The 24,974-nt window shown below is 58.3% G+C and carries 20 protein-coding genes; 9 read left to right on the top strand and 11 right to left on the bottom strand.

The window, feature by feature from the left end; genetic code table 11:
* Positions 1-108: 108 nt before the first annotated feature.
* Positions 109-2,634, bottom strand: a complete 2,526-nt coding sequence (locus N5098_RS10095) for a DNA topoisomerase I (protein ID WP_267637746.1) — start codon at positions 2,632-2,634, stop codon at positions 109-111.
* A 323-nt stretch (positions 2,635-2,957) separates the two neighbouring features.
* On the opposite strand from N5098_RS10095, the gene N5098_RS10090 reads away from it, so the two are divergent.
* Complete coding sequence (locus tag N5098_RS10090) at positions 2,958-4,625, top strand: GAF domain-containing sensor histidine kinase (RefSeq protein ID WP_267637745.1); 1,668 nt, start codon at positions 2,958-2,960, stop codon at positions 4,623-4,625.
* A gap of 1 nt (position 4,626) precedes the next feature.
* Here the strand turns inward: N5098_RS10090 and N5098_RS10085 are convergent, their stop codons facing one another.
* The 5 genes from N5098_RS10085 to N5098_RS10065 all read right to left on the bottom strand — a co-directional run bounded on the left by N5098_RS10085 (position 4,627) and on the right by N5098_RS10065 (position 7,963).
* On the bottom strand, positions 4,627-5,253 hold the full coding sequence (locus N5098_RS10085) for a DUF309 domain-containing protein (RefSeq protein ID WP_267637744.1): 627 nt from the start codon (positions 5,251-5,253) through the stop codon (positions 4,627-4,629).
* A 92-nt stretch (positions 5,254-5,345) separates the two neighbouring features.
* A complete protein-coding gene (locus N5098_RS10080) occupies positions 5,346-5,633 on the bottom strand; it encodes a transcriptional regulator (protein ID WP_267637743.1) in 288 nt (95 codons plus the stop codon).
* 2 nt (positions 5,634-5,635) lie between these two features.
* Positions 5,636-6,256, bottom strand: a complete 621-nt coding sequence (locus tag N5098_RS10075) for a hypothetical protein (RefSeq protein ID WP_267637742.1) — start codon at positions 6,254-6,256, stop codon at positions 5,636-5,638.
* Entirely contained in the window at positions 6,249-7,124 is an 876-nt protein-coding gene (locus N5098_RS10070) for an ABC transporter ATP-binding protein (RefSeq protein ID WP_267637741.1), read from the bottom strand. Before N5098_RS10070 ends, N5098_RS10075 begins: the two co-directional genes overlap by 8 nt.
* A gap of 2 nt (positions 7,125-7,126) precedes the next feature.
* Positions 7,127-7,963: an ABC transporter permease gene (locus N5098_RS10065; protein ID WP_267637740.1), complete on the bottom strand. Its 837-nt coding sequence runs from the start codon at positions 7,961-7,963 to the stop codon at positions 7,127-7,129.
* Positions 7,964-8,305: 342 nt separating this feature from the next.
* Here N5098_RS10065 and N5098_RS10060 point away from each other — a divergent pair, with 342 nt between their 5' ends.
* From N5098_RS10060 to N5098_RS10045, 4 genes are read left to right on the top strand one after another with little or no spacing between them, the layout of a single operon-like run.
* On the top strand, positions 8,306-11,143 hold the full coding sequence (locus N5098_RS10060) for a transglutaminase TgpA family protein (protein WP_267637739.1): 2,838 nt from the start codon (positions 8,306-8,308) through the stop codon (positions 11,141-11,143).
* On the top strand, positions 11,144-11,761 hold the full coding sequence (locus tag N5098_RS10055; protein WP_267637738.1) for a DUF7269 family protein: 618 nt from the start codon (positions 11,144-11,146) through the stop codon (positions 11,759-11,761). It begins immediately after the preceding gene.
* On the top strand, positions 11,758-13,161 hold the full coding sequence (locus N5098_RS10050; protein ID WP_267637737.1) for a DUF58 domain-containing protein: 1,404 nt from the start codon (positions 11,758-11,760) through the stop codon (positions 13,159-13,161). The genes N5098_RS10055 and N5098_RS10050 overlap by 4 nt, the downstream gene beginning before the upstream one ends.
* Before the next feature lie 25 nt (positions 13,162-13,186).
* A complete protein-coding gene (locus tag N5098_RS10045) occupies positions 13,187-14,782 on the top strand; it encodes a DUF7519 family protein (RefSeq protein ID WP_267637736.1) in 1,596 nt (531 codons plus the stop codon).
* A gap of 49 nt (positions 14,783-14,831) precedes the next feature.
* Here the strand turns inward: N5098_RS10045 and N5098_RS10040 are convergent, their stop codons facing one another.
* From N5098_RS10040 to N5098_RS10030, 3 genes are all read right to left on the bottom strand, one after another.
* A complete protein-coding gene (locus N5098_RS10040) occupies positions 14,832-15,209 on the bottom strand; it encodes a hypothetical protein (protein ID WP_267637735.1) in 378 nt (125 codons plus the stop codon).
* A gap of 2 nt (positions 15,210-15,211) precedes the next feature.
* Complete coding sequence (locus N5098_RS10035; RefSeq protein ID WP_267637734.1) at positions 15,212-15,430, bottom strand: hypothetical protein; 219 nt, start codon at positions 15,428-15,430, stop codon at positions 15,212-15,214.
* Between the two features lie 135 nt (positions 15,431-15,565).
* Entirely contained in the window at positions 15,566-16,525 is a 960-nt protein-coding gene (locus N5098_RS10030) for an AAA family ATPase (RefSeq protein WP_267637733.1), read from the bottom strand.
* Positions 16,526-16,612: 87 nt separating this feature from the next.
* Between N5098_RS10030 and N5098_RS10025 the strand changes: the two genes are divergently transcribed.
* A complete protein-coding gene (locus N5098_RS10025) occupies positions 16,613-17,395 on the top strand; it encodes an SDR family NAD(P)-dependent oxidoreductase (RefSeq protein WP_267637732.1) in 783 nt (260 codons plus the stop codon).
* Positions 17,396-17,438: 43 nt separating this feature from the next.
* Here the strand turns inward: N5098_RS10025 and N5098_RS10020 are convergent, their stop codons facing one another.
* A complete protein-coding gene (locus N5098_RS10020; RefSeq protein ID WP_368408014.1) occupies positions 17,439-18,410 on the bottom strand; it encodes an ornithine cyclodeaminase family protein in 972 nt (323 codons plus the stop codon).
* Between the two features lie 102 nt (positions 18,411-18,512).
* On the opposite strand from N5098_RS10020, the gene N5098_RS10015 reads away from it, so the two are divergent.
* Together N5098_RS10015 and N5098_RS10010 are read left to right on the top strand one after the other, a co-directional pair.
* Complete coding sequence (locus N5098_RS10015; RefSeq protein WP_267637730.1) at positions 18,513-19,673, top strand: NAD(P)/FAD-dependent oxidoreductase; 1,161 nt, start codon at positions 18,513-18,515, stop codon at positions 19,671-19,673.
* Positions 19,674-19,773: 100 nt separating this feature from the next.
* Positions 19,774-20,283 (top strand): hypothetical protein, encoded by a 510-nt coding sequence (locus tag N5098_RS10010; RefSeq protein ID WP_267637729.1) that lies wholly within the window; start codon positions 19,774-19,776, stop codon positions 20,281-20,283.
* Between the two features lie 38 nt (positions 20,284-20,321).
* On the opposite strand, the gene N5098_RS10005 is transcribed toward N5098_RS10010, so the two are convergent.
* The gene (locus N5098_RS10005) at positions 20,322-21,146 is read right to left on the bottom strand and encodes a VOC family protein (RefSeq protein ID WP_267637728.1); all 825 of its coding nucleotides are present in this window, start codon (positions 21,144-21,146) and stop codon (positions 20,322-20,324) included.
* 206 nt (positions 21,147-21,352) lie between these two features.
* Between N5098_RS10005 and N5098_RS10000 the strand changes: the two genes are divergently transcribed.
* On the top strand, positions 21,353-24,853 hold the full coding sequence (locus tag N5098_RS10000; RefSeq protein ID WP_267637727.1) for an MMPL family transporter: 3,501 nt from the start codon (positions 21,353-21,355) through the stop codon (positions 24,851-24,853).
* Positions 24,854-24,974 lie beyond the last annotated feature (121 nt).

The following is a 24,974-nucleotide window of genomic DNA, read 5'->3' as shown; positions in this document are numbered from 1 at the left end:
TATGCCAGCTGTCTGTACTACTACACTTTTTGGGGCAGTCTATTATACTCTGTGGCGGTCTCGGTAAGAGACACTGCCGAGAATGGGGGTTTTGGGCGAGACAGACGCCTAGCTCGCGAGCTGTGACTGCCACTCTCGGACCGTTTCGGCGGTCACGCCTTGGGTCCGCTGTGCGAGGTCATCAGGGTCGATGTCGGTGAGGTCCTCGGGTGAGTCGACGCCGGCGTCGGCGAGTTTCTCGGCGGTCGCCGGACCGATGCCGTTCAGGTCTTCGAGGTCGTCGATTGCCTGGCGAGCCTGGTACTCCTGATAGTTACAGACCGGACAGCCAAGCTCCCAAGGCTCGTCGCCGTCCTGAACGACAAGCTCGGGCAGGTCATGCTCGTCGCAATGTTCGTCGGTGATTTCGATGTCGCCTCGCCGGGGTAGTGGCAAGGAGTACTCACAGTCCGGGTATCGGGTACAGCCGGCCAGCCGCGAGCCAGAGCGAAGCTGTTTGATAGCCAGCTTTCCGCCGCCCTCACCGTCTTCGTTTTGTTGTTCTTCGGCACCGTCCGCTCCACACTCGGGACAGGCTCCTAAGATGCGGTCCTCACTCTCGTCTGCCTCGGCGGCGGCACACCGGGGACAGCCGTGGACAAACGTATCTCGGCCGGCGAGCATCTTCACGTGGTGGGTGTCGTGTTCCTCACAGCGCTCATCAAGGACAAGTGGTTCACCTGTACTCGGCAGCGGTAGCGTGAACCGACAGTCTGGGAAGCCATCACAGCCGACAAAGTACGACCCCTGTCTGCTCCGGCGGACCAACAACTCATCACCACAATCCGGGCATTGACCCAAGCGCCGGTCAGCCTTGAGCGACTCTTGGAGATGCTCGCCGATCTCTTCTTGTGAGTCCCGGAGCTCGTCAAAAACACGCCGGAGCATCTCCCGAGATGCTTCTGTCACTTCCTCGTAGGTTGCTTCCCCCTCGGCGATGGCAGTCATATCTTCTTCGAGTTGGGCTGTCATCTCCTCGCTGACGACATGGTCGGCAAAGGCTTCGGCAGCATCAACGACGGCCTCGGCGAGTTTCGTTGGCCGCGGCGGGTCGTTCTCTAGGTAGCCACGGTCGTACAGCTTTTCGATGATGTGGTGACGGGTTGCCTTTGTCCCGATATCCATCTCCTCCATCTTTTTGATAAGCCGGGACTGGCCGTAGCGCCGTGGCGGTTGTGTCTCCTTCTCGGCGAGTTCTACATCGCCAATAGCGAGCTGTTCGCCTTCGGATACGTCAGGCACGAAGTTCTCGCTGGCACTGCTGTATGGATACACTGCGTGATACCCCTCTTCGACGAGACGTTTCCCGTTTGCTTTGAGCTGGTGGCCGCCTGCTTTGGCGACAACCCGAAGGTGTTCCCACGTTGCGGGTTCAGCAACTGTTGCGAAAAATCGCCGGACAACAAGCTCGTAGATATTCCACTCATCCTCGTCAAGGTCGCCCCATGCAGGCAGTTCTCCGGTGGGGTGAATTGGTGGGTGATCGGTCGTCTCTTTGTCGCCACGCGTCGGCTCGATTTCGTCAAGTGCAAGCAGTGACTCGGCATCCTCTCCGAACTCGTCGCTACCGACAAACGAATCAAGCAACGCTTCGGGGTCGAGATCGTCGGGATACACTGTGTTGTCTGTTCGAGGGTAGGTGAGATACCCCGCAGTATAGAGGTCCTCAGCAACTGACATCGCTCGCTGTGCAGAGTATCCAAGTGACCCGGCAGCGCTGATAAAGGCAGTCGTGTTGAACGGTTCTGGCGGCGAGTCTGTCCGCGTTCGACGCGAGACAGAGGCGACTGTCGCGGCATCCGCGTCTTCGAGGGCGCTGTGAGCCGACGTGGCAGTGTCTTCGTCCCAGACACGTTCGGCCTCGCTGCCGTCGTCGTCGTAGAAGTATTGAGATTCGAAGGTTTCGTCTGCTCCACCCTCTGCGGTTGTAAGGTCTGCAAAGAGTTCCCAGTACGTCTCGGGGTCGAAGGCCTCGATTTCGCGCTCGCGGTCGACGATAAGCTTCAGCGTCGGCGACTGGACTCGGCCCACGGAAATAAAGTCGTTACCGAGCTGGCGTGCCGATAATGAGAGAAAGCGAGTAAGTGCGGCTCCCCAGATGAGGTCGATAACCTGTCGCGCCTCCCCGGCAGCAGCAAGGTCAAAGTCAAGTTCGTCGGGGTTATCGAAGGCCTCGCGTACTTCGCGGTCGGTAATCGACGAAAAGCGGACCCGTTCGATAGGGCCATCGAACTCCTCACGGACGAGTTCGTATGCTTCCTTTCCGATAAGTTCGCCCTCGCGGTCGTAGTCCGTCGCGATGACCACCTCGCCTGCACGTCCCGACAGGTCCGAGAGCGTCCGAACGATATTCTCCTGTGTGGGGTCCGTGACGATGTCGGCGTCGATGAGTTCGACTGGCTCGACATCGCGCCAGTTGGTGTACTCCTCGGGAAAATCTAGACCGACAACGTGGCCAGAAAGCCCGACGACACGGGTCTTTCCCCAGCGGTAGACGTTCACGCCTTTCTGCCTGTCTGCCTCGGCACTTCCGTCGCTCAGGATGTCTGCGATTCGGCGCGCGGCGTTGTCTTTTTCAGTAATAATGAGTCTCACTGGAGGCCACCTCGTTATCGGTGTTAGGCCGGGTTGCCTTCTAAAGGCTTTCGAGAATCCAACTGGCAGCATGTACACGGACTGCTGTGCATAGTGTCGACAAAAATTGGCTGACACTGTTTGAGACGTCCCTCCCGAAGCGTGCTGGTCTGTCTGCTGATGGCGAGATACGGTAATCTACACTCACAGCGTGTGAAATCGCGAGATCACCTCTTTCGTACAGCAAAAATATCAAAAAATGGATGTATAATATGTTTATATACCTTCTCACAAAAACGTTTCAGTAGACGACTGACGGACCGTTAGGCCTATACGAATTACAGATGGAGACAAACAAACCAACTGATTCGGAGGAGACCACGCCGACGCTCGACAGTCAGACGCTCGAACGGCTGTACCAAGCGACAAATGAACTGTACGCTGCTGACACCATCGAAGAGGGGAGCCAACAGACAGTGTCGGTCGCACTCGATATTATTGGGTTCGACCGGTGTGCTATCACTGAAGCCGACGAGAAACGCGGACGATTCAACATCGTCGCAGCTGGCGGTGACACGTCGCTTCGTGCCGGTGACAGCCAGTTTGCACTCGATGAAGGCATTTTGGGGGCAGCGTTTGCAGCCGGTGAGTCCCGAATTGACAACGAAACTAACACAGTCGATGAAGCTGTGCCGATTGACGACCACATTCAGAGTGCGTTGACTGTCCCGATCGGTGACTGGGGTATGTTCCAGGCACTTGGGCGGGAAACTGGTGTCTTTGATGAAACAGACCTGCGACTGCTTGAGTTGCTTCTCGCACCGCTTGCAGCGACAGTCAAACGAATCCAACGAGAGACAGCACTCAAAACGCGGACCGAGGAACTGAGACAACAGAACAGACAGATTGAGGCAATACACGAAGTTTCGACAGAGATGAAGCGTGCGACGAAAGCCGACGACATCTATTCCCTGTTCGTTGAGACTGTCGAACAGGTCTTGGATATCGGTATCAGTACGCTGAATACTCGTGAGGGAGATCTCTTGAAGACACGGGCTGTTGGCTCCGGAATGTCGTTCGATAATTTTTACACTGAGACGCCTCTTGACCAGTATAACAGTCTCGCCGTCGATACTTACACATCCGGCGAGACGTACATCATCGACGACCTGTCTGAAACGGAGTATCGTGTGGCAAACTCGACGTACCGCTCGCTACTCAGCGTCCCACTCGGTGATTGGGGCGTCTTTCAGGGCGCAACAAAGGAACGTGCGGTATTCGACCAGACTGACCGTCACCTCATTGAGTTGCTCGCTGATGGAGCGGATGCCGCTATGGAGCGCATCGACCGCGAAAACGAACTCGAACGGCGCGCACAACAACTGGAACAACAGACCAAGCAACTGGATCAGTTTGCAAGCCGACTGAGCCACGAGATGCGGAACCCGCTCAGTGTCCTCAAAGCCCGAACAACTCTTGCCCGCGAAACCGATGACCCGGAACATTTCGACCACATGGACCGGTCAATACGCCGAATGAGCCGACTTATCGACGACATGCTCAGTCTGGCCCGAGAGGGGTCTCTCGATACCGTAACCGAACCAGTTGCACTCGACCAGTGTGTCAAAGATAACTGGCAAGCGGTTCGAACGCTCAATACAAACCTGAATCTCGAAACTGAGGCGCGTATCTGTGCCGACAAGAAACAGCTCCATCAACTGTTTTCGAACCTGTTTCGCAACGCAATCGAGCATGCTGGAACTGACGTGACAGTAACTGTCGGTGACGTATCGGACGGATTCTATATCGAGGACAATGGGGCGGGTATCCCGTCAGAAAACCGTGATGAAGTGTTTGCGACTGGAACATCCGATCTCCCACACGGTACCGGTCTTGGATTAGCTGTCGTCAGACGGATAGCCGAGGCACATGGCTGGTCGCTACAGCTCTCCGAGAGCGATACAGGTGGCGCACGCTTTGAGTTCCGAGACGTGGCGTTCACCGACGAGTAAGTCACTCGCGGGCATCGAACAGCCCAGAGACATCGCTCTCTCTGTGCACTCGACGCGTAACGTGTTCTTCGAGGCGCTGAAGAATAATCCCCCGTTGGTCGGGTTCGCGAACAAAATCAAAGAGGAACGTCACGAATGGGCTGGCAGTCTGCTCGCTGTCGAGGTCTGCTCGTGCGAAGTCGATTGCTTGTCTGACCATGGCCTCGTCGTAGCCATGCTCCTCGGCGAGTACCTCCGCAGCGATTGCTGTTTCGTTGAAATCCAGGTCACCGAACCCAACGACGCTCCCCTTGTAGGCGAGTCGCAGTGGCCGTTGTCGCTCGACTCGCTCGGGGTCGTTGTTGAGGGCAACAAGATAGCGGTTGACCGAACCGAGGTCGACACCACGATAGGTTGCTGACAGGTCTGCAAGATAGTCGGTAGCGCTCGCGGCAAGACCAGTCGCGCCGCTCCAGTTACGGTTGTGGGCGTGGTAAACTGCGGCTGTAAACTGGATGAGTCCGTGCAGGAACTGCTCGTCGTCGGTTCCCTGTGTCAGGTTGAGCCAGTGATTCTCCCAGGCGTCGTGGGCCGCATGGTATTCGCCAGCATTGTAGATAGCGACGCCAGCGCGTAGGTACGACTCCATAGCTTCAATTCACCGTTGGAGACAGTAAACTCCTGTTTCCGACGACAAGACAAACCTGATTGAAAGTATCAGGGCACCCAGACACAACCGTCTCACTCGCCAATCCCATCGATAAGTGCTTCGAGGGTTTCGATGTGGTTCTCAAACAGTTGTTTCCCCTCGTCGGTAAGTTCATAACTCGTCTGTGGTTTCCGGTCGACAAACTCCTTTTCGACCAGCACTGCTTCCTCCGATTCCATTGTCTGTAGGTGACTCGACAGGTTCCCCTCGGTCACGTCGAGTGAGTCGACGATTTCGGTAAACGGGCAGCGGCCGTGACGGTAGAGGTACGCGAAAATTTGTAGCCGTGTCGGCTGGTGGACGAGTTTGTCGAATTCCATGCTTATTTGAGTGCGAGATATGAGACAACTGCGTGAATCGCGAACGCGATACCAAAGGTCGCGTAGCCCCACGTCTGGAAAATGTCGACGTTTGGCATCAGTGCTGCGAGGGTCAGCATCCAGCCGCCACCGATGTAGAACGCCCAGCGGTCACGACGGCGGATGTAGTACGCTCGCAGTGCCTCGCCGACGACAAGGTAGCCGACGCCGACGAGGCCGACAATAAGGCTGAACAAGAGTATCTCACCGGCTGCCCCGTTCATCCCATCGAGTACTGGGGTGAGTGTAACCAAGAACACGAAATACAGCGCGAACACGGACAACCAGAGTACGCCGATGCGCGGTTTTGCTTCGGTCACTGTGGCGTCGCTGTTATCTGTGGACCACCACTGGTAGAGTCCGGCAACACCGAGTGGGACCCACCACGCAACGGCGTGGAGCGAGCCCGACAACTCCCGGAGTGCAATGAGCTGTGAGGCACTCGACGCGAGCAAGACAGCTAGCCCAGTGACAAGCCAGAACCGGAACCGGCTCGGATACCGCTCTTGAATGCCCATTGCATCCTTAATCTGGCTCACTTCCTCGCGGAGCAGGTCCGGGTCGATTTCGGTATCCTCACTCATCGTGTTCCTCTCTGAGATGGACGTAGTAGTTGAACATATCGGTGTAGGTTGGCTCCCGAACCTGCACAGCAGCCCCCTTCTCACCGGTGACTGACTCAGGGCTCACACCCTCACGAAGGAACCCACGCCGATGAACTTTGTCTTCAAACAGCCTGCCATCGCGGACTGCGCTTGCGATATCGGCTGGCCCATCGGCGAGTACGACCGATGGTACAGCCGCCAGTAGTTCCTCGGGTGAGCCGATAGCAGTGATCCCGTTTTCGGCGACGAAAGCGATTGTATCGGCGAGTTCGGCATCTGCAGGGAGGTGGCTAGAGATGAGTAGTGTCTCGCCCGCCTCACGGCGAGACGCAAGCACCGAGTGCAACTGATTGACAGTCGTCATATCCAGCGCAGCGGTCGGCTCGTCGAGCAAGTACAGTGGGACTTCGACGCTCAACGAGATGGCGAGTTCGAGCTTTCGTTTCATCCCGCCCGAATAGTCCCCGACTTCCATCTCCAGCGCCTCGATATCAAAATCAAGCGTTGCGAGAATATCCTCATACTGGTCGGTCGTTCGGGGATGGAGGTCACGGAAGAACGCGATATTCTCGTGGCCGGTCAGTTCGTCGACGAGCATCGCGTCCTGAAGCATGAAACTCAGTTGCTCAGTGGCCGCGTCGGGGGAGTCACCAAAAACGGAGATGTCGCCAGCATCAGCGTAAAGCCCACCCGCGATACACGACAGAAGAATTGTTTTACCAACACCGTTTGGTCCCATGAGGAGCGTAATCTCACCTGCAGGTACATCGAGGTCGACACCTGCAAGAACCTCACCGTTGCCAAACCCTTTCCGAAGCTCCCGGACACTGACCGCAGGAGTCGCCACAGTCACTCACCTCCCTCTCCGCGGTAGACGGCACTATCCATGAGATAGGTTGCGAGAGAACCGAGCACTAGTGCCCACACTACGAGTAATCCAACAAACTGTATACTGACTGGTAGCGCTGGAGGCGTGAGACCAGCCCTTTCGACGCCAACAGGGGTTGTCGCGGGAATCTCAGTCATGTGCCACGCCTGGAGACGTGCGGCAAGTGAGTTCGGTGCGACGTTGATAACCCAGTGGCTTTCAGCGGGCAGCAAGCCCGGATTCATGCCGTTGTACCCCGTAAGGAAGTAGCTAACCAGTAAGATAGCGTTCGTGATACCGACGACAAGCTCGGAGTCCCCGACAAGTCGGGTCACCAGTACCGCGACAGAGACGCCGACGAGCGAAAAGAGCAGAAACGTACCGATAACAACTGGGATTGAGAGTGGCCCACGGAGGGTGTAGGTGGCTCCGTCGAGCAGCCCGATCAGCAAGACCAGTACGTACGCGACGGCCGCGACGGCGACCCCCGCAAGGTACCGCCCCGCGAAATCCGCACTTGGAGCGACTGGGAGTGACCGTAACTTCCGGTACCGCTTTGCCGTCAGGTCGTCGCTAAGGCCGCCTGCAAAAGCAACGAGTGTCACTGTGAGAACGCCAAAGAGGCCAAGCGAGACAGCCGTCGACCCTTTGATGGTTCCGAGCGTCGTTGCCTCGCTAACGTCTCCGCTGTCGGGAAGAAACACGAGACTCGTCAGGAAATACCAGAACGCGGGAAAGCCAAAACCCCAAATAATCGTTGCCTTGGTTCGGAGCATCGCACGGAGGTTCCGGAGCGCGAACGCTTTGGTCTGTGTCATCCAACGACTTGCTCTTGGCATGCTATGCGTTGTTGTCTCTGTGTCTGTCTGACTGTGTTCTGAACGTGATGCCATTTCTCCGTAATTGATATTTGCTACAACTTATACTTTGTTGCATTGCTTACATTCTATTACAAAGTACTTTGTGACGCAAACAGCCTGTACCACTGTTTTCATAACAGGCAATTCAGGCTGTGACTGGTAGCTTGGTGGCTATCTAAGTCCCGGCAATCGAGTTGGCTGTGACTACGCCGGCGCGGGGAGTGTGGCAAAACAGACGTTGAAACGAACGCCACCATTATGCGGGTTGGAACCAACGATACGAACAACGACTGCATATACATGGCTCCCGATGACGGAGACGAAATCACAGGTAGACGGCGTGTTCGCGTCGCACTTGCTGTTGGCTGTGTCCTCGCGGCCGTGTTCGCCGCTTTGCTGGTTCCAACGCTCGCGTCAAATACCATCGCCGGAACCCCTATCGATAGCGCGCTCCCCGGCGAGCGGTTCGACGGGGGTGGCGGCGGTGGTAACGGGTTCGGTGCGCTCAACCCCGGCACGCAAACCGGTGTGGGCGGCGATACAGGGTTCGACGATCAAACCTTTGGCTCTAATGATACGTCGGTCCACTTTGAGGTTCAGAGTCCTGAACCGGCCTATTGGCGGACCGGCGCGTACGACACATACACCGGGTCTGGCTGGGAACAAGACGGTGGGACGACCGAATACAGTTCGCCGCTTGACCCCGTGGGGTTGACCGATGGCGAACTCCCCTTCGAGATAACATTTGACCAGCCTGCAAGCGCCATACCAACCGCATGGCAACCCCGCAGTCTCTCTGGTGCTGACGGCTTGCAAGTAACAGAGCAGGGAGCAATCCGAGCACCCACGCAACTCGACGCCGGGACGACAATCTCGGGAGTAAGCCAGCAGCAGGCTGACGACCCCGGCATCTTGCGGGCAGCAGGGAACCAGTACCCGACGGAAATCGTCGAGCAGTACACACAACTGCCCGAGGACACGCCAACACGGGTTGAGACGTTTACAGAGCAACTCACCGCCAATGAATCGACGCCGTACGATACGGCGATGGCTATTCAGCAGTGGCTGCGCAACGAAAAGAAGTATTCGCTTGAAGCCAGCCAACAAAGCGAGCATATCGCGGATACGTTTATCTTCGAGATGGATGCGGGATACTGCGAGTACTTCGCCACATCGATGACGACGATGTTGCGCTCTCAGGATATTCCTGCGCGGTACACTGTCGGCTATTCGACCGGGCAGCCGGTCGACAACAGCACGTACGAGGTCCGTGGGATGAACGCTCACGCGTGGGTTGAGGTGTACTTCCCAGACGTGGGCTGGGCAAAGTTTGACCCGACACCTGGCGGAAGCCGCCTTGAATCCCAATCCTCGGTGCTTGAAGACGAACTTGGCGAGGAGGTCGACCTCGAAGAACCAGGGAGCCCCGGTGAGACCTTCGAGCCGGGGAATATCACCGACACTTGGGAGTCCAACAACGAGTCCGAGGATGGGTCGAAGTGGTATGCCATCTCGCTGAATCGGACTGCTGTTCCCGGCCTGGCGGTCGAAATTCAGATTACGTCTGACGGCGACCGCGCTTCGGACGTGGTCGTCACCGTCAACGGCAGAGAGGTCGGAACAACCGGCGACGATGGGACGGTTGTAATGACAGTGCCCGACGACGACGAACTCCGTATCAACGTTGCTTCCGTCGGCGGCGTGCTCGGAACGAACGAGAGCGCTGCCCTCGCCACGCCTGCAGCGGACTGGTCGTGGAGTAAGCCGGGTGAAACTGACCGGCTGTTCGGGCATAGCCTCGATGGGATGAGCCTGCAGTTACCGGTACAGGCGGCAAACGACTCATCCGGATCTGGAGAGAATACGACTAAGAGCAGTGTCAATGGAAACATGACAGGCGGGGCCGCGAACGAACAGGTAAACGTCACTCGCCCGCTAAAGCTCTTGAACCCGGAGGCAAACACCACCGTCGACGTAGAGACAGCGGCAACAGTCAGCGTGACGGGTGAGACGCTTCCCGGCGAGACGGTCACCCTCGCCGTAACTGTCGAAGACGTTACTGTGCCCGATGCCCGAGTTCTGCTTGATGGCGAAGCGGTCGCAGTGACTGACGCGGACGGGAGAGCGGAGGTGACACTGCCTGCCGAGGCTGGAAACGCAACACTTGCAGTCGAACGCGGGCCTGTCTCCGGCGAGAAGATAGTTACGCTCCCTGAACTGAGCATTTCCGTTTCGACTGGTCGGCTTCCGTTGCCGTTCTCCCCGGCAACTGTAACTGTCAGTGCGGGCGAATACGTCGTGGACGATGCACCAATCATTGTCGACGGTGAACAGGTCGGCACAACTGGTGCGGACGGGACTGCCGGAGTTCGTCTCCCATTCTCGCGAGCTGCGACAATTGGGGCCAGCGGGTTCGGAATGAGCGCCACGCAGACGGTCGACGGTCTCTTCGTGAACCTCGGGTTCGTCCTCGTCGTAGGCGGTGCACTCGTTGTGGTTTCGGTACAACTCGTTCGGCGCCGGAGACAGATGTCTGTGCTCCGCCAGCGTCTCGTTGGGATGGTCGACAGGCTGTTGACCGCTACACAACTCGCTTTACTCGGCGTGGTCAGACACGGTGGCACTTGGATTCGGTCGGTTCCAAGCCGGCTTAAGCGAGCGTTCGGGGCTGTGTCTGACGTGTTGCGTGGTCGGGTGTCAGCCACTGAACTCATTGCGAGGGTGCGCGACTGGCTTGACAGAAAAGTGATGGCTCGTAACGAGTCTTCGAAGGAACCGGCAGTCGACGTAAGCGGCGGCATCCAGCAGGCGTGGGAAGCGTTTCTCGCGCACGTCAGCGTCCCTGACCCAGCGGCTCACACACCGGGTGAACTCGCAACACATGCAATCGAAGAGGATGAGTTGCCTGCCGAACCAGTCGAGGCGTTACTGGTGGCGTTCCGGGCAGTCGAATACGGCTCCCGGCCACCCAAAACACATCTGGACCGGGCCGAGCGTGCACTCAAACAAATTGAAACCCACGCCACTCAGGCTCACTCCCGAGAGACGGAACACAACCCGTCGCATGAATGGGTCAGCGCCGACGGCGGAATGGTTACTTCTACAGAACAGAACCGAGAGACGGAGGGGGAGTCGTAGATGAGGGTTCGGAGTGCGTTGTTTGGAACGCTCGGGACGCTCGCTACAGGCTTCGGTATTGGTTTGTTGTTTGTCCCGGACCTTCTGCGCGGTGCTGGCCCTATCGATGCCAGTGTGTCAGCACTGTCGGGCACCGAGACCACGACTATCGGCTTAGTCGCTGGATTACTTGTCTTGGTCGCGTTCGGACTCATTGCGCGGTCGCGCTCGGCAACCGAGGGGCCGACACCGTCGAAGTCGGACTCACGGTTTGAGCGTGCGGCGACTGCGCCCCCCGAGGATGCGACCGTAAGTGATGGGGAACTCACCGCTGCGGGACTCGATAACGATCTTAAACAGGCTGTCGAGTCTGGGGGCAAACAGCTCCGTGATGTTCGCTCAGTGTTACGCGAGACGGCGACGAGCGCGTACGCCGAGCGCGTCGATATCTCAGAACAGCAGGCAGCAGCCGTCATCGACAGCGGTGAGTGGACCGACGATAAGGTGGCAGCGCGGTTTCTCGGGCGAGAGTCGTTCCCACTGTGGGTGCGAGTGCGTCGCTGGCTGACCCCCACACAGGAGCGCCAACGTCGTATCGAGCGAACTATTGCCGCCATCGAGCGGGTGGCAAGCAGATGAACCGAACCCGCGTTCCGCGATGGAATGTTGGGTTGCTTGCGACGCTTGCACTCGCAGCTGTCGGGTTACTGTACGCAAACGCAACGCTGCTTGGGGCGACGCTTATTCCACTGTCATACGTGCTCTACGGAGCTGTCTCGACGCTCCCTGCTAAGCGGCAACTCACTGTCGAGCGTTCAGTTGGGTCGGCAACACCGGCACCCGGCACACCGGTCGATGTCACGCTCACAGTCGAAAACGAGAGCGAGAACGTGTTGCCCGATGTGCGTCTCATCGACGGTGTACCCGACGAGCTCATTGTCACTGAGGGGTCACCGCGCCTCTGTACCTCGCTGTCGCCCGGTGAGCGTCGAACCATCAGCTACAGTGTTATCTCACGGCGCGGGACGTACACGTTCGATGACCCGGTTGTCCGTCTCCGCTCGATGGCTGGCAGCGACCGAGAGACAACCGAAATTGACGTTAACGGACGAGACACGGTCGTCTGTCTCTCGCCGCTAAAGACGAGGCCACGAGAAACGCAGACGACACGCCACACAGGCACTGTGACGACCGACAGCGGCGGGAGCGGACTAGAGTTCCATTCGACACGACAGTACCGACAGGGTGACCCGGTGAACCGAATCGACTGGCATCACGTCGCCAAGACAGGTGAGTTCATCACCGTCCGGTACCGCGAGCAAAAGACTAGTCGAACTGTACTAATTGTCGATGCACGTCCGGTCAACCGTGTCACGCAACAACCGGGGTATCCAACAGCAGTTGACCGGTCGGTCTACGCTGCCGAGCGCCTCTATGACACACTGACCGAGGCAGGTATCGACACGACTATCGCGGCGGTCGGCCTCACGTCGACCGAGACAGCCAATCTCGAACCAGATCCGGCGGGCATCGTCTGGGCTGGGTCGGGGAAAGCAACGACACCCGATGCGCTGTTTACCGCTCTCAACCGCGCCAGCACACGCACTGAACAACAGTCACCAGTACCGCCACGTACCGACCTCATATCGTCGCAACCACAAACCGAGCCGTCCGCCCAGTCGGCTGGCAATCCGGGCACGGCTGCTACTCAGCCATCTGCGCGAACCGATGGCGGAGACGAACGGATGCGGTTACTCAATCAAATACCGCCCGATGCCAGTGTGATGGTCTGTTCACCGTTCGTGGACAACTGGCCACTTGCACTCTGTCGGGCTGTCACCGGAGAGCACGACCTAGTTGCTGTCAGCCCGGACCCCGTCAACGGTGACTCAACAGGCCAGCGCGTTGTCGGCGTGCAACGTCGGCTCCGCCTTCGAACACTCCAAGGGCTCGGCACTTCGACCGTGGACTGGCCAATCAAACAGCCCTTCGACACTGCACTCCGGGCTGCACTTCCGGGGCTTCGGACACACCGATGAGAGCACCATTCACACAATACAACCGATGAGTACACCCGAAACCGGCACCCACGACTGGCAACCGACCCACACCAGCACCGGCATTGTTCTCGCCGTAACGGGACTGGTTGTGGCCGCGTTACTTTGGCAGGTTGACGACGTGACCAGACCAGTTGCGCTTGGAATCGTTGGCGCGGTGTTATTTACCGTGAGTTGCTGGCTCCTCTCTCAGGACCGCGCCGAAACTGTTGCACGCCCGCTTGTAAGCATTCTCACACTTCCCGTGGCAATCGGACTGTTCGGCAGCGCAGGTCTTGTTACACTGTTGCTCGCGTCGCAGTTTTTTCCTGTTCCGAGTCCCTCGTTGTTCTCGACAACGGCACTACTGATTGTCGGACACGCTGGCGTCGTCTTTGGGAGTGTTCTAGCAGTCCTCGGTGCAACGCTCGGTGTCCGAACCATCATAACACCGACAACGCTCAGACGGTACGGTCGCGTGACGTTTGTGACTGCACTTGTCCCGGGTGTTGTCTGTGCTGGCCTTGTCGCCGAGGTCGTTCTCTCCGAACAGGAAGGGCCGTTCACGGCCGGTTTCGATGTACTTGGCCTCCTTTGGTCGTGGCTGCTCGCAACCGACTCGGGTGGGCTCCCGTTGGCCGGATTCCTGTTTACTGTTGCGCTCACGCTGACGGGCGTACTCTGGTCGGTTGCCGCCTTGCCGGTCGCCGAGGCAGTTAATTCTCAGGTAGCCGGGAACCGTGTTCGTCGCCTAAAGATACACCTGATACAGCTATGGGCCGTTACTCTCGTCTTGCATCTGGTCGCGCTGGCACTAGAACTCAGTCAGTCGGAGGCCGAACTGGCCGCGCTGCTTGGCTCGTCGTTGTACGAGTTGTGTATTGGTGTCGCAACTGCGAGCACGCTTCGAGTGCTGTTACTTGGCGTGTTATTTCTCACAGTCGTTGCCGCGATAGCCGGAACCATTACGCGGCGACTCGCCCGCCAGTCGACCCGAGAACTGTCCCGCATTGCTGGCCCGCTCGCCGGTGGATCATTTATTACGCTAGTTGCCGCCTTTGTCGCCGAGCACGTCTACGACATGCTGCTCGAATTGATTCTCCAATCTTTTCCCCCGGAAACAGAGTCTAACGTAGGGACGATGGCGACCGAGGCTGTGGCCCTCTATGGCGAGGAACTGTTCATCATCCTGCTTGCGCTCGCGCTGGTCGTTGTCACCCTCTGTTTCATTACCGCGCTCCGGGTTGCTCTCTTTTTTGCTGTTCTCTCGGCAGAGACGCCGGCGTCCTCGCTTGCAAGTGCCGGCCTCTTCATCGGCGTTGTCTCCGCAGCGACAGTCGACGCACCGACGTGGCTGGTTCTTGGTGGAGTGCTTGCCAGTCTTCTCATCTGGGATGTGGGGCGGTTCGGTTCGACACTTGGTAGGGAAATCGGCGCCAGCACTGCGACACGGGATACGGAACTCGTCCATGCGGGGGCGACGACAGGTGTGGGGGTAGTTGGTGCCGTCGGTGCCGTCGTGCTTGCCTCCAGTGAAGTCTGGACACTCCCTTCACCAACGACATCGACCGCGCTTGTCGCACTCGCTGTTGGTCTCATCTGTTTCGCTATCGCATTACGCTGAACTGTGACTGCTCGAAACCGACTGTTCGTCCGCACAACGGGATAGACAGCTATCGGAGCCGGAGGGCTGCCGGAACGACTGCCTTTGGCCGGACCTCAACTGCGCCAAGCGCGAACAGGTTCGAGAGCATGCCGGGTGTGGCTTCCACTCCGACAACTGCGAGTACTGCACTGCCAACTCGTATTTCGGCGGTCAGGTCTGCTTCAGAAAGGACCCGTGAAATGGTTGGAATCCGGTCACGTTCACCTCCCAACAGGTAGAAGCCAGCCCGGACAGAGGGGACCTGTACGTGAAGTCGTTCGTTAACGGTGTTGATAGCAAGGTCGATGCCGTCGACTGTCACCGAAAGGTTTGCTGCGACATCGAGTGCGGGGCCGTCGTGAGCGAACCGCTCGACAGTGCGTCCTAGGTCACCGCTTGCTGCCACGCTCAGTCACGCTCGTTCGTGGTGATGCGAACTGTCCCATCGACTTCCCAGTGTGCGTGGTCGGCGTCGTCACCGACTTTGCTTGGGACAGCAACCTCCATATCCTCGAACTCGTAGACAATCTCGGCCCCACGTCCAGTCAACCTATCGTACAGACCGACTGCAAGCTCAGGCCAGCTGGTTGTTTCCTCAATGTGCCCGTCTGAGTCTGCTTCACTCATGTTTTTATCAACGGACTCATCTAACTTATACTTATGCCACACGTTGACACTTATCTCGCGTGGTGGCTCGTATCCGTGACTGCAAATCATGCGACGCTGAGGATTCCTATCATCTGGTCCCAATACCACACAACACTACGCACGGGGGTTCACAGCAGGGACAGCAAGCTCTCCGAGGATATCATCAAGTACTGCTGTCCGGGTCGTATCACGCACGTCAGCCTCGGCAGTCAGGACGAGGCGGTGGGTGAACACTGGCTCAACCATTCGCTTTACATCATCAGGAACAACAAAATCACGGCCCGAAAGGGTCGCCACCGCGCGTGCGGCCTCGAAGAGTCGCTGGGTGCCACGTGGTGAGACGCCAACCTCAATGCGTTCGTCGTGACGGGTCCGGCGGGCCAGTTCTACCATGTAATCACGCAACCGTGGGTCAACAGACACCTGTTCGGGTACACGCTGCAGTTCAGTCACTCGTTCACCATCAAGCACGCGGGTAACAGACGGCGTCTGGGCGGTACGCTCGGCACGCCGGTCGAGAATGCGTCGCTCGCCGTCAGCGGTCGGGTAGCCCACCGACGTTTTAATCATGAACCGGTCGCGTTGTGCCTCGGGGAGACCGAACGTCCCTTCCTGCTCGACAGGGTTTTGGGTTGCTATGACAAAGAAGGGCTCTGGCAGGTCATGGGTCTGTCCGTCGACGGTTACCTGCTTTTCGCCCATCGCTTCGAGCAACGCGGCTTGCGTTTTTGGCGGTGCACGGTTGATTTCGTCGGCGAGGACGACGTTAGCGAAGATGGGGCCGGGCGAGAACTCGAACTCGCCGCTGCCCTCGCGGTAGATGTTCGATCCCGTGATATCCGCCGGCAGGAGGTCGGGCGTGAACTGAATCCGCTGGAAGGAAAGTCCGAGTACCTGCGCGAAGCTCCGGGCGGTAAGTGTTTTTCCGGTCCCCGGTACGTCTTCGAGGAGGACGTGTCCGCGGGCCAGAATTCCAGTCATTGTCGTTTCCAGAAAGTCCCGGTCTGTGATGACCGCCTCGCTGATGGCGTCGAGAATCCGGCTCGATAGCGTCCCGGCCGTCTCATGGTCCATATAGTATACGTGGGTTGCAGGCTGTGAAAAATCTTCTACCCGGCCCGACGCTGTGTGCTTATGTGTTGTTGGGCCAACTATTGTTATATGCCAGCAAGGAACACTCGATTCGACGTCTCCGGACAATCGGTACTCATCACAGGCGCATCGAGCGGCATCGGGAAAGCGACTGCTGAGGCGTTCGGGGCAGACGGTGCGAACGTCGTCGTCTGCTCACGCGAACAAGAGAATGTCGACCCTGTGGCTACAGAAATCAACGACAGCGACCATTCTGGTGAGGCGCTGGCGGTCGAATGTGACGTGACAGACCGGGAAGCTGTTGAGGCGCTTGCCGATGCGACCGTCGCAGCGTTCGGTGGGCTGGACTGTCTGGTCAACAATGCCGGAGCGAGTTTCATGGCTGGCTTCGACGACATCAGCGAGAACGGCTGGGAGACTATTGTCGACATCAACCTCAACGGAACGTATCACTGCACGCAGGCCGCTGGCGACGCACTCGCTGACGGCAGCGGCACAGTTATCAACCTCGCTAGTGTTGCCGGACAGCAGGGAGCACCCTATATGAGCCACTATGGCGCGGCCAAGGCTGCTGTTATTAACCTCACGAGCACGCTCGCCTATGAGTGGGCCGGGCAAGGTGTCCGGGTCAACTGCATCGCCCCGGGCTTTGTCGCCACGCCCGGCGTCGAAACACAGATGGGTATTACTGCCGACGATGTTGAGCGCGACACAGTCAAACGACGGATGGGACTCAGCGAAGAAATTGCTGATATCGCAGTCTTTCTCGCTAGCTCGGCGTCCTCCTACATTGTCGGCGAGACACTTACTGCCAGAGGTGTGCCCGACATCGAGGAGACACCCGACGTCTAAACTGCTGTCGTTGCGGGTCCGCTAGCAGTTCCTCGGGGGTTAACTACAGCGACACTTTGGTTCCGCGTCCGGCCTCCCGCGCCGCCTGATAAATGGTCGTCCCCGCAGCGGCGTCAAGCGTTGCGGAGCCGACGCTGTCGACGACAATGACCTCATCCAGAGAGTCCCGCTCGTAACCGTCAGCGAGCATTCCGCCAAGGGGTTCGAGGTCGGCTGCATCGAGGCACGTCGCACAGATATCACCGGTCTCGGCTACTTCTCCGGGCACGTCGGCAAACACTGTGCCTGCTCGGTTGAGGACCGCTGGTTCGAGTTCCTGCATCTCCTCGGTGAAGGCTCCAACGGCGACGACCAGCGCACCTGCCTCGAGTGCAACAGCCGGAAAGACCGGCTCGGTTGCTGTCGTTGCTGTCACGACGACATCGGCACCCTCGACAGCAGCCGCCGGGCGTTTGACTGCTCGGGCTGGGACTCCAGTCTCGTTCAACTCGTTTGCACACTCCCGGCGCGAATCGCTTGGCGAGTAAATGCGCACGTCGTCAAGAGAAGCGACCGTGTCGATTGCTCGGGTCTGCCAGCGGGCCTGTGCGCCTGCACCGATAACACCGAGCGTAATCTCTGCCGGGGCGAGTTCACGAACTGCAAGCGCGCCAATACACCCTGTCCGAGCGTTTGTGATGGTGGTTCCAGCCATGAAGGCTTCGGGGACGCCAGTCTGAGCATCCGTGAGAACAATCTGTGCGTGAATCGTCGGGAGACCACGCTTGGCGTTATCTTCGTGGACACCGACGAGCTTTGTCGCGTACTGGTCGTCGCCGTGAACGTAGGCAGGCATGGCGATACCAGTTCCCGATGGCTCGTTTTTGCCAATCCCTGTGCCGACGGGAAAGTGTGGCCGGTTCGGTCGCTCGACTTCACCTGCGGTTTGTTTGATAAGCGCGTCGCCGACAACACCGACTAATCCCGCCAAGTCAAGGCTCTCTCTGACGGCCGAATCCGAGAGTACGAGTACCATGTTCGCCAGCATCGGGTCGCTGGCTCTTAGTTGTTGGTCAGTTCCGTCAGTAACTGCGTGCAGTGTCGTACTTTTATACGATCTGCCCCCTGTATGAGAGGCATGGACGTCCTCGTCATCGGCGGCGGCATCGTCGGACTGTCGACCGCACATTCTCTCGCTGCACGCGGTGCAGATGTCACACTTTTTGAGAAAGGCTCGCTTGGGGCAGGGAGTACCGCCCGCGCGGCTGGTGGTATCCGTGCCCAGTTTTCGACGGCAGTCAATGTTGAACTCTCGTTGGCCAGCAAACCGGTCTGGGACAGATTTGACACCGAGTTTGGTGTCGACATCGGGCTGGAAAAACACGGCTATCTATTTCTTGCCCGCACAGAAGAGACGGCAAAACAGTTCCGTGCAAACGTCCGGATGCAACAGGAGCTTGGTGCGGCGAGTGAGTACATCACTCCCGAGGAAGCAACCGAGTACTGTCCCGGTCTCGACCCGGACCAGTTCGTTGGGGCGACGTACAACGCCGACGATGGGGTTGCCGATCCCAACCTTGCCGTCCAGGGATATGCTGGCGTGGCACGCGAGGCGGGGGTCGATATCCATACTGGCGTCACAGTAACCGACATTCAGCGCAACGAGGGCCGCGTTGTTGGCATCGACGTACTAGACAACGGAGACCGCGAGTATCACGAGGCCGACTACGTGGTCAACGCTGCGGGTGCGTGGGCAGCCAATCTCGGCGAGATGGCCGGCGTCGAACTCCCGATTTCTCCTCGCCGGCGACAGATTGCGGTGGTCGACCCAACGCCAGATGTCCCCGAGTCAGTGCCGCTGACAATCGACCTCGATACGGGGTCATACTTCCGCCCCGAGCGGGATGGCATCGCTCTCGTCGGGGGGCACTTCGGTGGCAGCGACCCCGACATGGACCCCGACCATTTCGACGAAGATCTCGACACCGACTGGGCGGTCAGTGCAGTCGAGAACGCCGCCGAATACGCCGAGTACTTCGGCCCGGAGACTCGCATCAGGCGTGGGTGGGCAGGGCTGTACGCGGTCACACCTGACCACCATCCCGTTATCGAGGAGAGTTGTCCCGGGTTCGTCACTGCTGCCGGGTTCTCTGGACACGGCTTCCAGCACGCGCCCGCCACAGGCAGCATTGTCACCGAACTTGTCTTTGACGGTGAGCCGGCGCTTGTTGACGTATCGATGCTCGACAGTGACCGATTCGAGCGTGGCGAGGCACTCACCGAACAAAACGTCGCCTGACCCCGCCGCTGTCGCTAATCTACTGTCTCGGTGAGAGAACAGTTCAGTCAATATTTCAGTCAACGTTTGATATTTTTATTCAGCACCACCACTGGAACATATGGAACGACGTGCAGTTCTTGGGTCGGCTGCTACAGTGGCTCTCGGCAGTCTTGCTGGCTGTATCACGTCTAAGTCGGCGGGAACTGATAGCGAGGAGACTCCCGACCCGACGGAGACGCCGAAACCGTTTCCAGACTCCTGTCCAGAAGGGCCCGATGTTGACGGACTGCCATCCTTGCCGGAGTCGCCGAGCGAGGAGAATATTAGCGAGTTCGTCAGTGAGTTCGAACGGGTCTACGCGGTGGCAACGACTCGGTATCGCTCTCTGGAAGATATCCGCGTGACTCATACTGAGTCGACCAATAAACGATTTCGAGTTCAAATGGCAGTCGAGGCGACGACAACGACGCCAACTCCTGATGGGGAGACGCCGACCCCAAAGCCTGCCGATGCACATGCATACCGGGTGCTTTACCGTGTCCAGGGCGAGCAGGTCATCCGCGAACTGCGTGATTACGCCGGCGGTCGAAAAATCGACAGCGACTGCTGGACACTCAGATCGAAGTAACGTGAGTTGCTGCCTCACGCTGGCACACCGGTCGGCCGTTACCGCTCGACAACACCGAGCCGTTTCCCAAGCAGTTCACTCTCGAAGAAAGCGACACGTCCGCCGGGCCAGTTGTGTGTCTCGCCCAGCGGGTGGTGGTCTCTGGCGGCAGTAAGGTCCTCAGTTGCCAGCAAACAGGCACAGGGTCCCGACCTGAACTGGTCCATCCGCTCACCGAGTCGTGTCGTCACGGGACCCACGACGGCGAGCGGGACGCCCGGTATTGAGGCGACTGTCCCGAACCCGTCGACTGAGATTTCGATGGGTTGTGGACAACGGTACAGCGACTGAAAACGGTCGATTGCTTCAGCCGGCTGGTCGGCGAGCAACACAACCTCGCCAATACCGGTCAGCGGCCCGCCTGTCACCCCCGGAGAGGGGGACACGCGGTCGGATAATGGTGTCCTGTCTTCGATAGCAAACGGAAAGAGCAGTCGATTTGCGTGGCTCCCGAACTCGGCGCGGTCCCACTCAATGAGTGTCCCGTCTTCGCGCTCACGCGAACCATACAGTGGCCCGTGGACCTCCTGACCGGCGTTGAGCAGCCGTCGGCACTCTGAGATAATATCTGGAACCCGGATACACCATGCCGCTGGACCGGCGTCCGCACGGATGTGTGCTGGCCAGAAGCTGTGGTCGCCTTCTTTTTGCTCCGAGATGAGTTCGATGTAGGTGTCGTTGTCGAACCCCAGTACGGACATATGCGTGTATCCGTTTCCGTGGACGCCGCCGTATTCGGGAACTAATCCGAGCCGTTCGAACTCCGAGGCCGTTGCCTCCAAGTCACGACAGGCAAACGGCACGTGATCGACTGTGATGTTCATATCGACTGAACGCTGCCACTCTATATTAATGCTCTACCCAACGTTTCCGCGTATCTCCTCACTCTGTTCGACCTCCCGTCTACCGACACACTCTGTTAGTATTGTAGTACAAAACGTTTAATATCATCCGGACGAACCATTCAACCAACAATGGTAGTTCCGATGAGACAGCTGTCTCGAACGCTGACTACGGAGGGTGTCTCTCGATGAAATTGGCAGACAGGATTGTTTCACTGGTGACAGAGCGAAGCGCGGTCGTCGTCGTTGTCATGCTTCTGTTGAGCATCGGCATGGGTGCCGGCATGATGTTCCTCGACGACACGTCGGGGCTCGACCAATTCCAGTTTGAATCCGACGAAAGCAAGGCCCTCGATTACATCGAGGCAAACTTCGCTACAGGAGAACAGAATACAACAACAGTACAGGTTGTCGTCAAGAGTGGTTCGTCTGGAGACAATGTCTTGACCCGCGAGTCGCTCATTTCGACAATTGAGCTCCAACAGACCATCCGTGACGACCCCGAGGTTGCGTCCACACTCGCGTCCGAGGATGCGTTTGCGGACCTCTCGAACGTCGTTGCGACGGCAGCTATCAAGCAAAAGCGGGCCACGGCACTCAAACAGCGCCGGTCCGACCTCGAAGATGAAAAGGCCAAGCTTGAAGCCACCGGCCAGCGCCTCAGTGACGGACTCAACGAGACGCGCGCGCTCGAACAGGAGTTCCTCCGGCTGAATGCCTCCTTCGAACAGGGCGAAATCGACCGCGAAGCCTACGCGGCTGACGCCGACGGACTGGCAACCGAACTTGACGCTATCGGCTCGCAAGCAGCCCAACAACTCGACGACGAGTCGTTTGCAGCCTACGAACAGCTGCGGACCCAGCTCAGAGACCTCGAAGGACAGCTTGCTGGCGTCAAACAGCAGTACGAAGCTGGCCAGCTCTCTGAGCAAGAACGTGACGAACAGTTCAAGCAGTTAGAGGCCGAAATCATGGCCGTCTACGGTGGCATTCGGGAACAAGTTCTCGCCGAGGAGGCGGCCAGCTTGGAGGAACGTGCAACACAGCTCGAAGCTGAGGCTGGGGCTATCGAATCGCTTGACCCGACGCTCAAAGAGCAACGCGCAGCCCTCGAAGGCATGAGTGCTGATGAACTTGACCAGGTTCTCGGGCAGGTTCTGGGCGAGGATGCACCACGAGACCCACTCGCGTTCGTTCCAACTAACTTCGAGCGTGGGTCGACTGAGGCTGACGCCCGCCAGCTGTTTGTGACGCAGGCACCCGAACAAGAGGTTATCCAAGGGTCGGCCCCGGATGCCATTGTTGACAGTCAAATTGCTATTGCTGATACCGTCGACGAGCGCTACGGCGATGACGGACTGGTCTTTGGAGCTGGTATCATCAGCGACGAGATTGACCGGTCGATGGCCGACTCGATGGCTATTGTGCTGCCGCTTGCGTTGTTGTTCGTTATCGTCGTGCTCTCGATTGCTTACCGTGACCCGATCGATATTATTCTGGGACTGTTCGGTATCGCGCTCGTGCTCGTCTGGACGTTCGGTTTCATGGGGTGGGCCGATATCGCGTTCAACCAGATTATGATTGCAGTCCCGGTGTTGCTGGTCGGGTTATCAATCGACTACGCGATTCACGTCTTCATGCGCCATCGTGAGGAACACACCGACAGCGACGAACACACCCGAAAATCCATGAGGTCGGTGTTACTCGGTCTCGGTGGGGCGCTTATCTGGGTGACGGTGACGGCAGTGCTCGGATTCCTCTCGAACCTCGTCAGCCCGGTCGGACCCATTCGGGACTTCGGCATCGTGTCGGCGTTCGGTATCGCATCGACGCTTCTCATCTTTGGAACGTTTATCCCGGCAGCGAAAGTCGGGATTGACTCGTTCCTCCAAGCGCGTGGATGGGACCGGCAAAAGCGGGCGTTTGGAACCGGTGGCGGCATCTTCACTCGGATTCTCTCGGGTGGGCAAGTGCTGGCAAAGCGGATGCCCGTTATCGTTGTGATTCTTGCCTTACTTATCACTGCAGGCGGGGCATACGGTGCGTCACAGGTCGATACGACTTTCGAACAAGAAGATTTCATTGCAGATGAACCGCCGGGATGGACGGATTCGCTGCCGGGCCAGTTTGCACCCGGTGAGTACAGCGTCAAATCCAACCTGGCGTTCGTCAACGAACAGTTCGTCAGGCAGGATACGACGACACAAGTGTTGCTTGAGGAAGATATCACGACTGACGACACGTTAAATGATATCCACGCCGCGACCGACACTGCCAGCGAGCAAGACGTTGTCCAGACGCTTTCGGGGGTTCCGGATGTTCGGAGCCCACTCGACACAATGCAGACCGTTGCGGCCGAAAACGAGACGTTCAACGAGACGTTTGTTGGTGCGGACACCGATGGTGACAACATCCCCGATGAGAATCTCACTGCCGTCTACGATGCATTCTTCCAGACGGCACCCGACCGCGCTAGCGACATCATCTATCGGAATAATGGCGAGTACGAGTCTGCCCGGATGGTTATTTCGATGGAGGGTGACGCGACAGCGGCCCAAGCAAACGACGCAACTCGCGAGATAGCCGCGACCCTCGACCAGACCGACAGATCGTCTCTCGCTACTGGACAACTTGTCGTGTTCAACATCGTCGAGGAGGAACTGTTCAACACCGTCATCGAGAGTCTCCTCATTACGATGGTGACTGTTTTTGCCTTCTTGATGATTGCCTACCGGTTGGCCCACGGGAGCGCGACGCTCGGTGCCGTTACACTCACGCCAATTCTCCTCTCGGTGGCGTGGATTCTTGGCTCGATGTACCTGCTCGGGATTCCGTTCAACGTGATGACTGGGACGATTACCAGCCTCACTATCGGGCTTGGTGTCGCCTACAGCATCCACATGAGCGAACGGTATCGTCTGGAGTTAACCCGCGGTAACGGCATGTGGGAAGCACTTGAACGCGGCGTCACCGGGACTGGTGGCGCATTGCTTGGCAGCGCAGCGACAACGGCAGGTGGGTTTGGCGTCCTCGTTCTCGCCATCCTTCCGCCCCTTCAGGAGTTCGGCCTCATCACTGCTCTCACGATTATCTACGCGTTCCTTTCGAGCGTGTTTGTCTTGCCGAGTTTCCTCGTCCTCTGGACGAAGTATCTCGGCCCTGACGAACAAATTTCCGGCGGTGCTTCCGGTTCGCCGTCGTCAGACGGGACTGAGCCGCCGTCGGTAAACGGTGACCCCTCCAGCACGGTCACTGAACACGAGCCGGCAACAGCGGGTGCACCGTCGACTGAGTCACGGCCAAGTACTGGCGGAGAGGAAACAGTACCGACGGAACCGACCCGGTCAGTAGAGTCCTCGACACTCGACTCGGGCTCGTCGTACGAGGTCACGCTTTCGGTCCCGCTCGAACCCGGCCTCACGGTGCTCACTGAGCGACCGGCAGGCACGCCAACTGAGGTCGAGACGTTCGGGCCAACGCCGCTTACTACCGAGACAGACGACGGCGTGGTTGAGGTCCAGTGGGACGCCGAGACCCAAACGGTAGCGACAATCCAGCTTACGGCCCGGCTCCCGGACAACAGCAGCGGCGACGCAACCTTCAGGGGGACAGTTTCGACCGGCGAAACCGAGACAGAGATTGCCGGCGACCAGCGTGTCGATATTAGCCCAAACGTACCCTCAGAGTAAACGCCACCTCTGGCTGCCAGTGGGCTATTATCCCGGACTGTCTGGTGTCGATGTTCTAGAAAAGCAACAAAAATGGTCCGCTGGTTCCCACTGTTCGATGACCACCCCTTGTTCTCAAGTG

The organism is Halovenus rubra (assembly GCF_026586665.1).
Taxonomy (GTDB): domain Archaea; phylum Halobacteriota; class Halobacteria; order Halobacteriales; family Haloarculaceae; genus Halovenus; species Halovenus rubra.
This window is presented reverse-complemented; position numbering and strand designations above follow the sequence as displayed.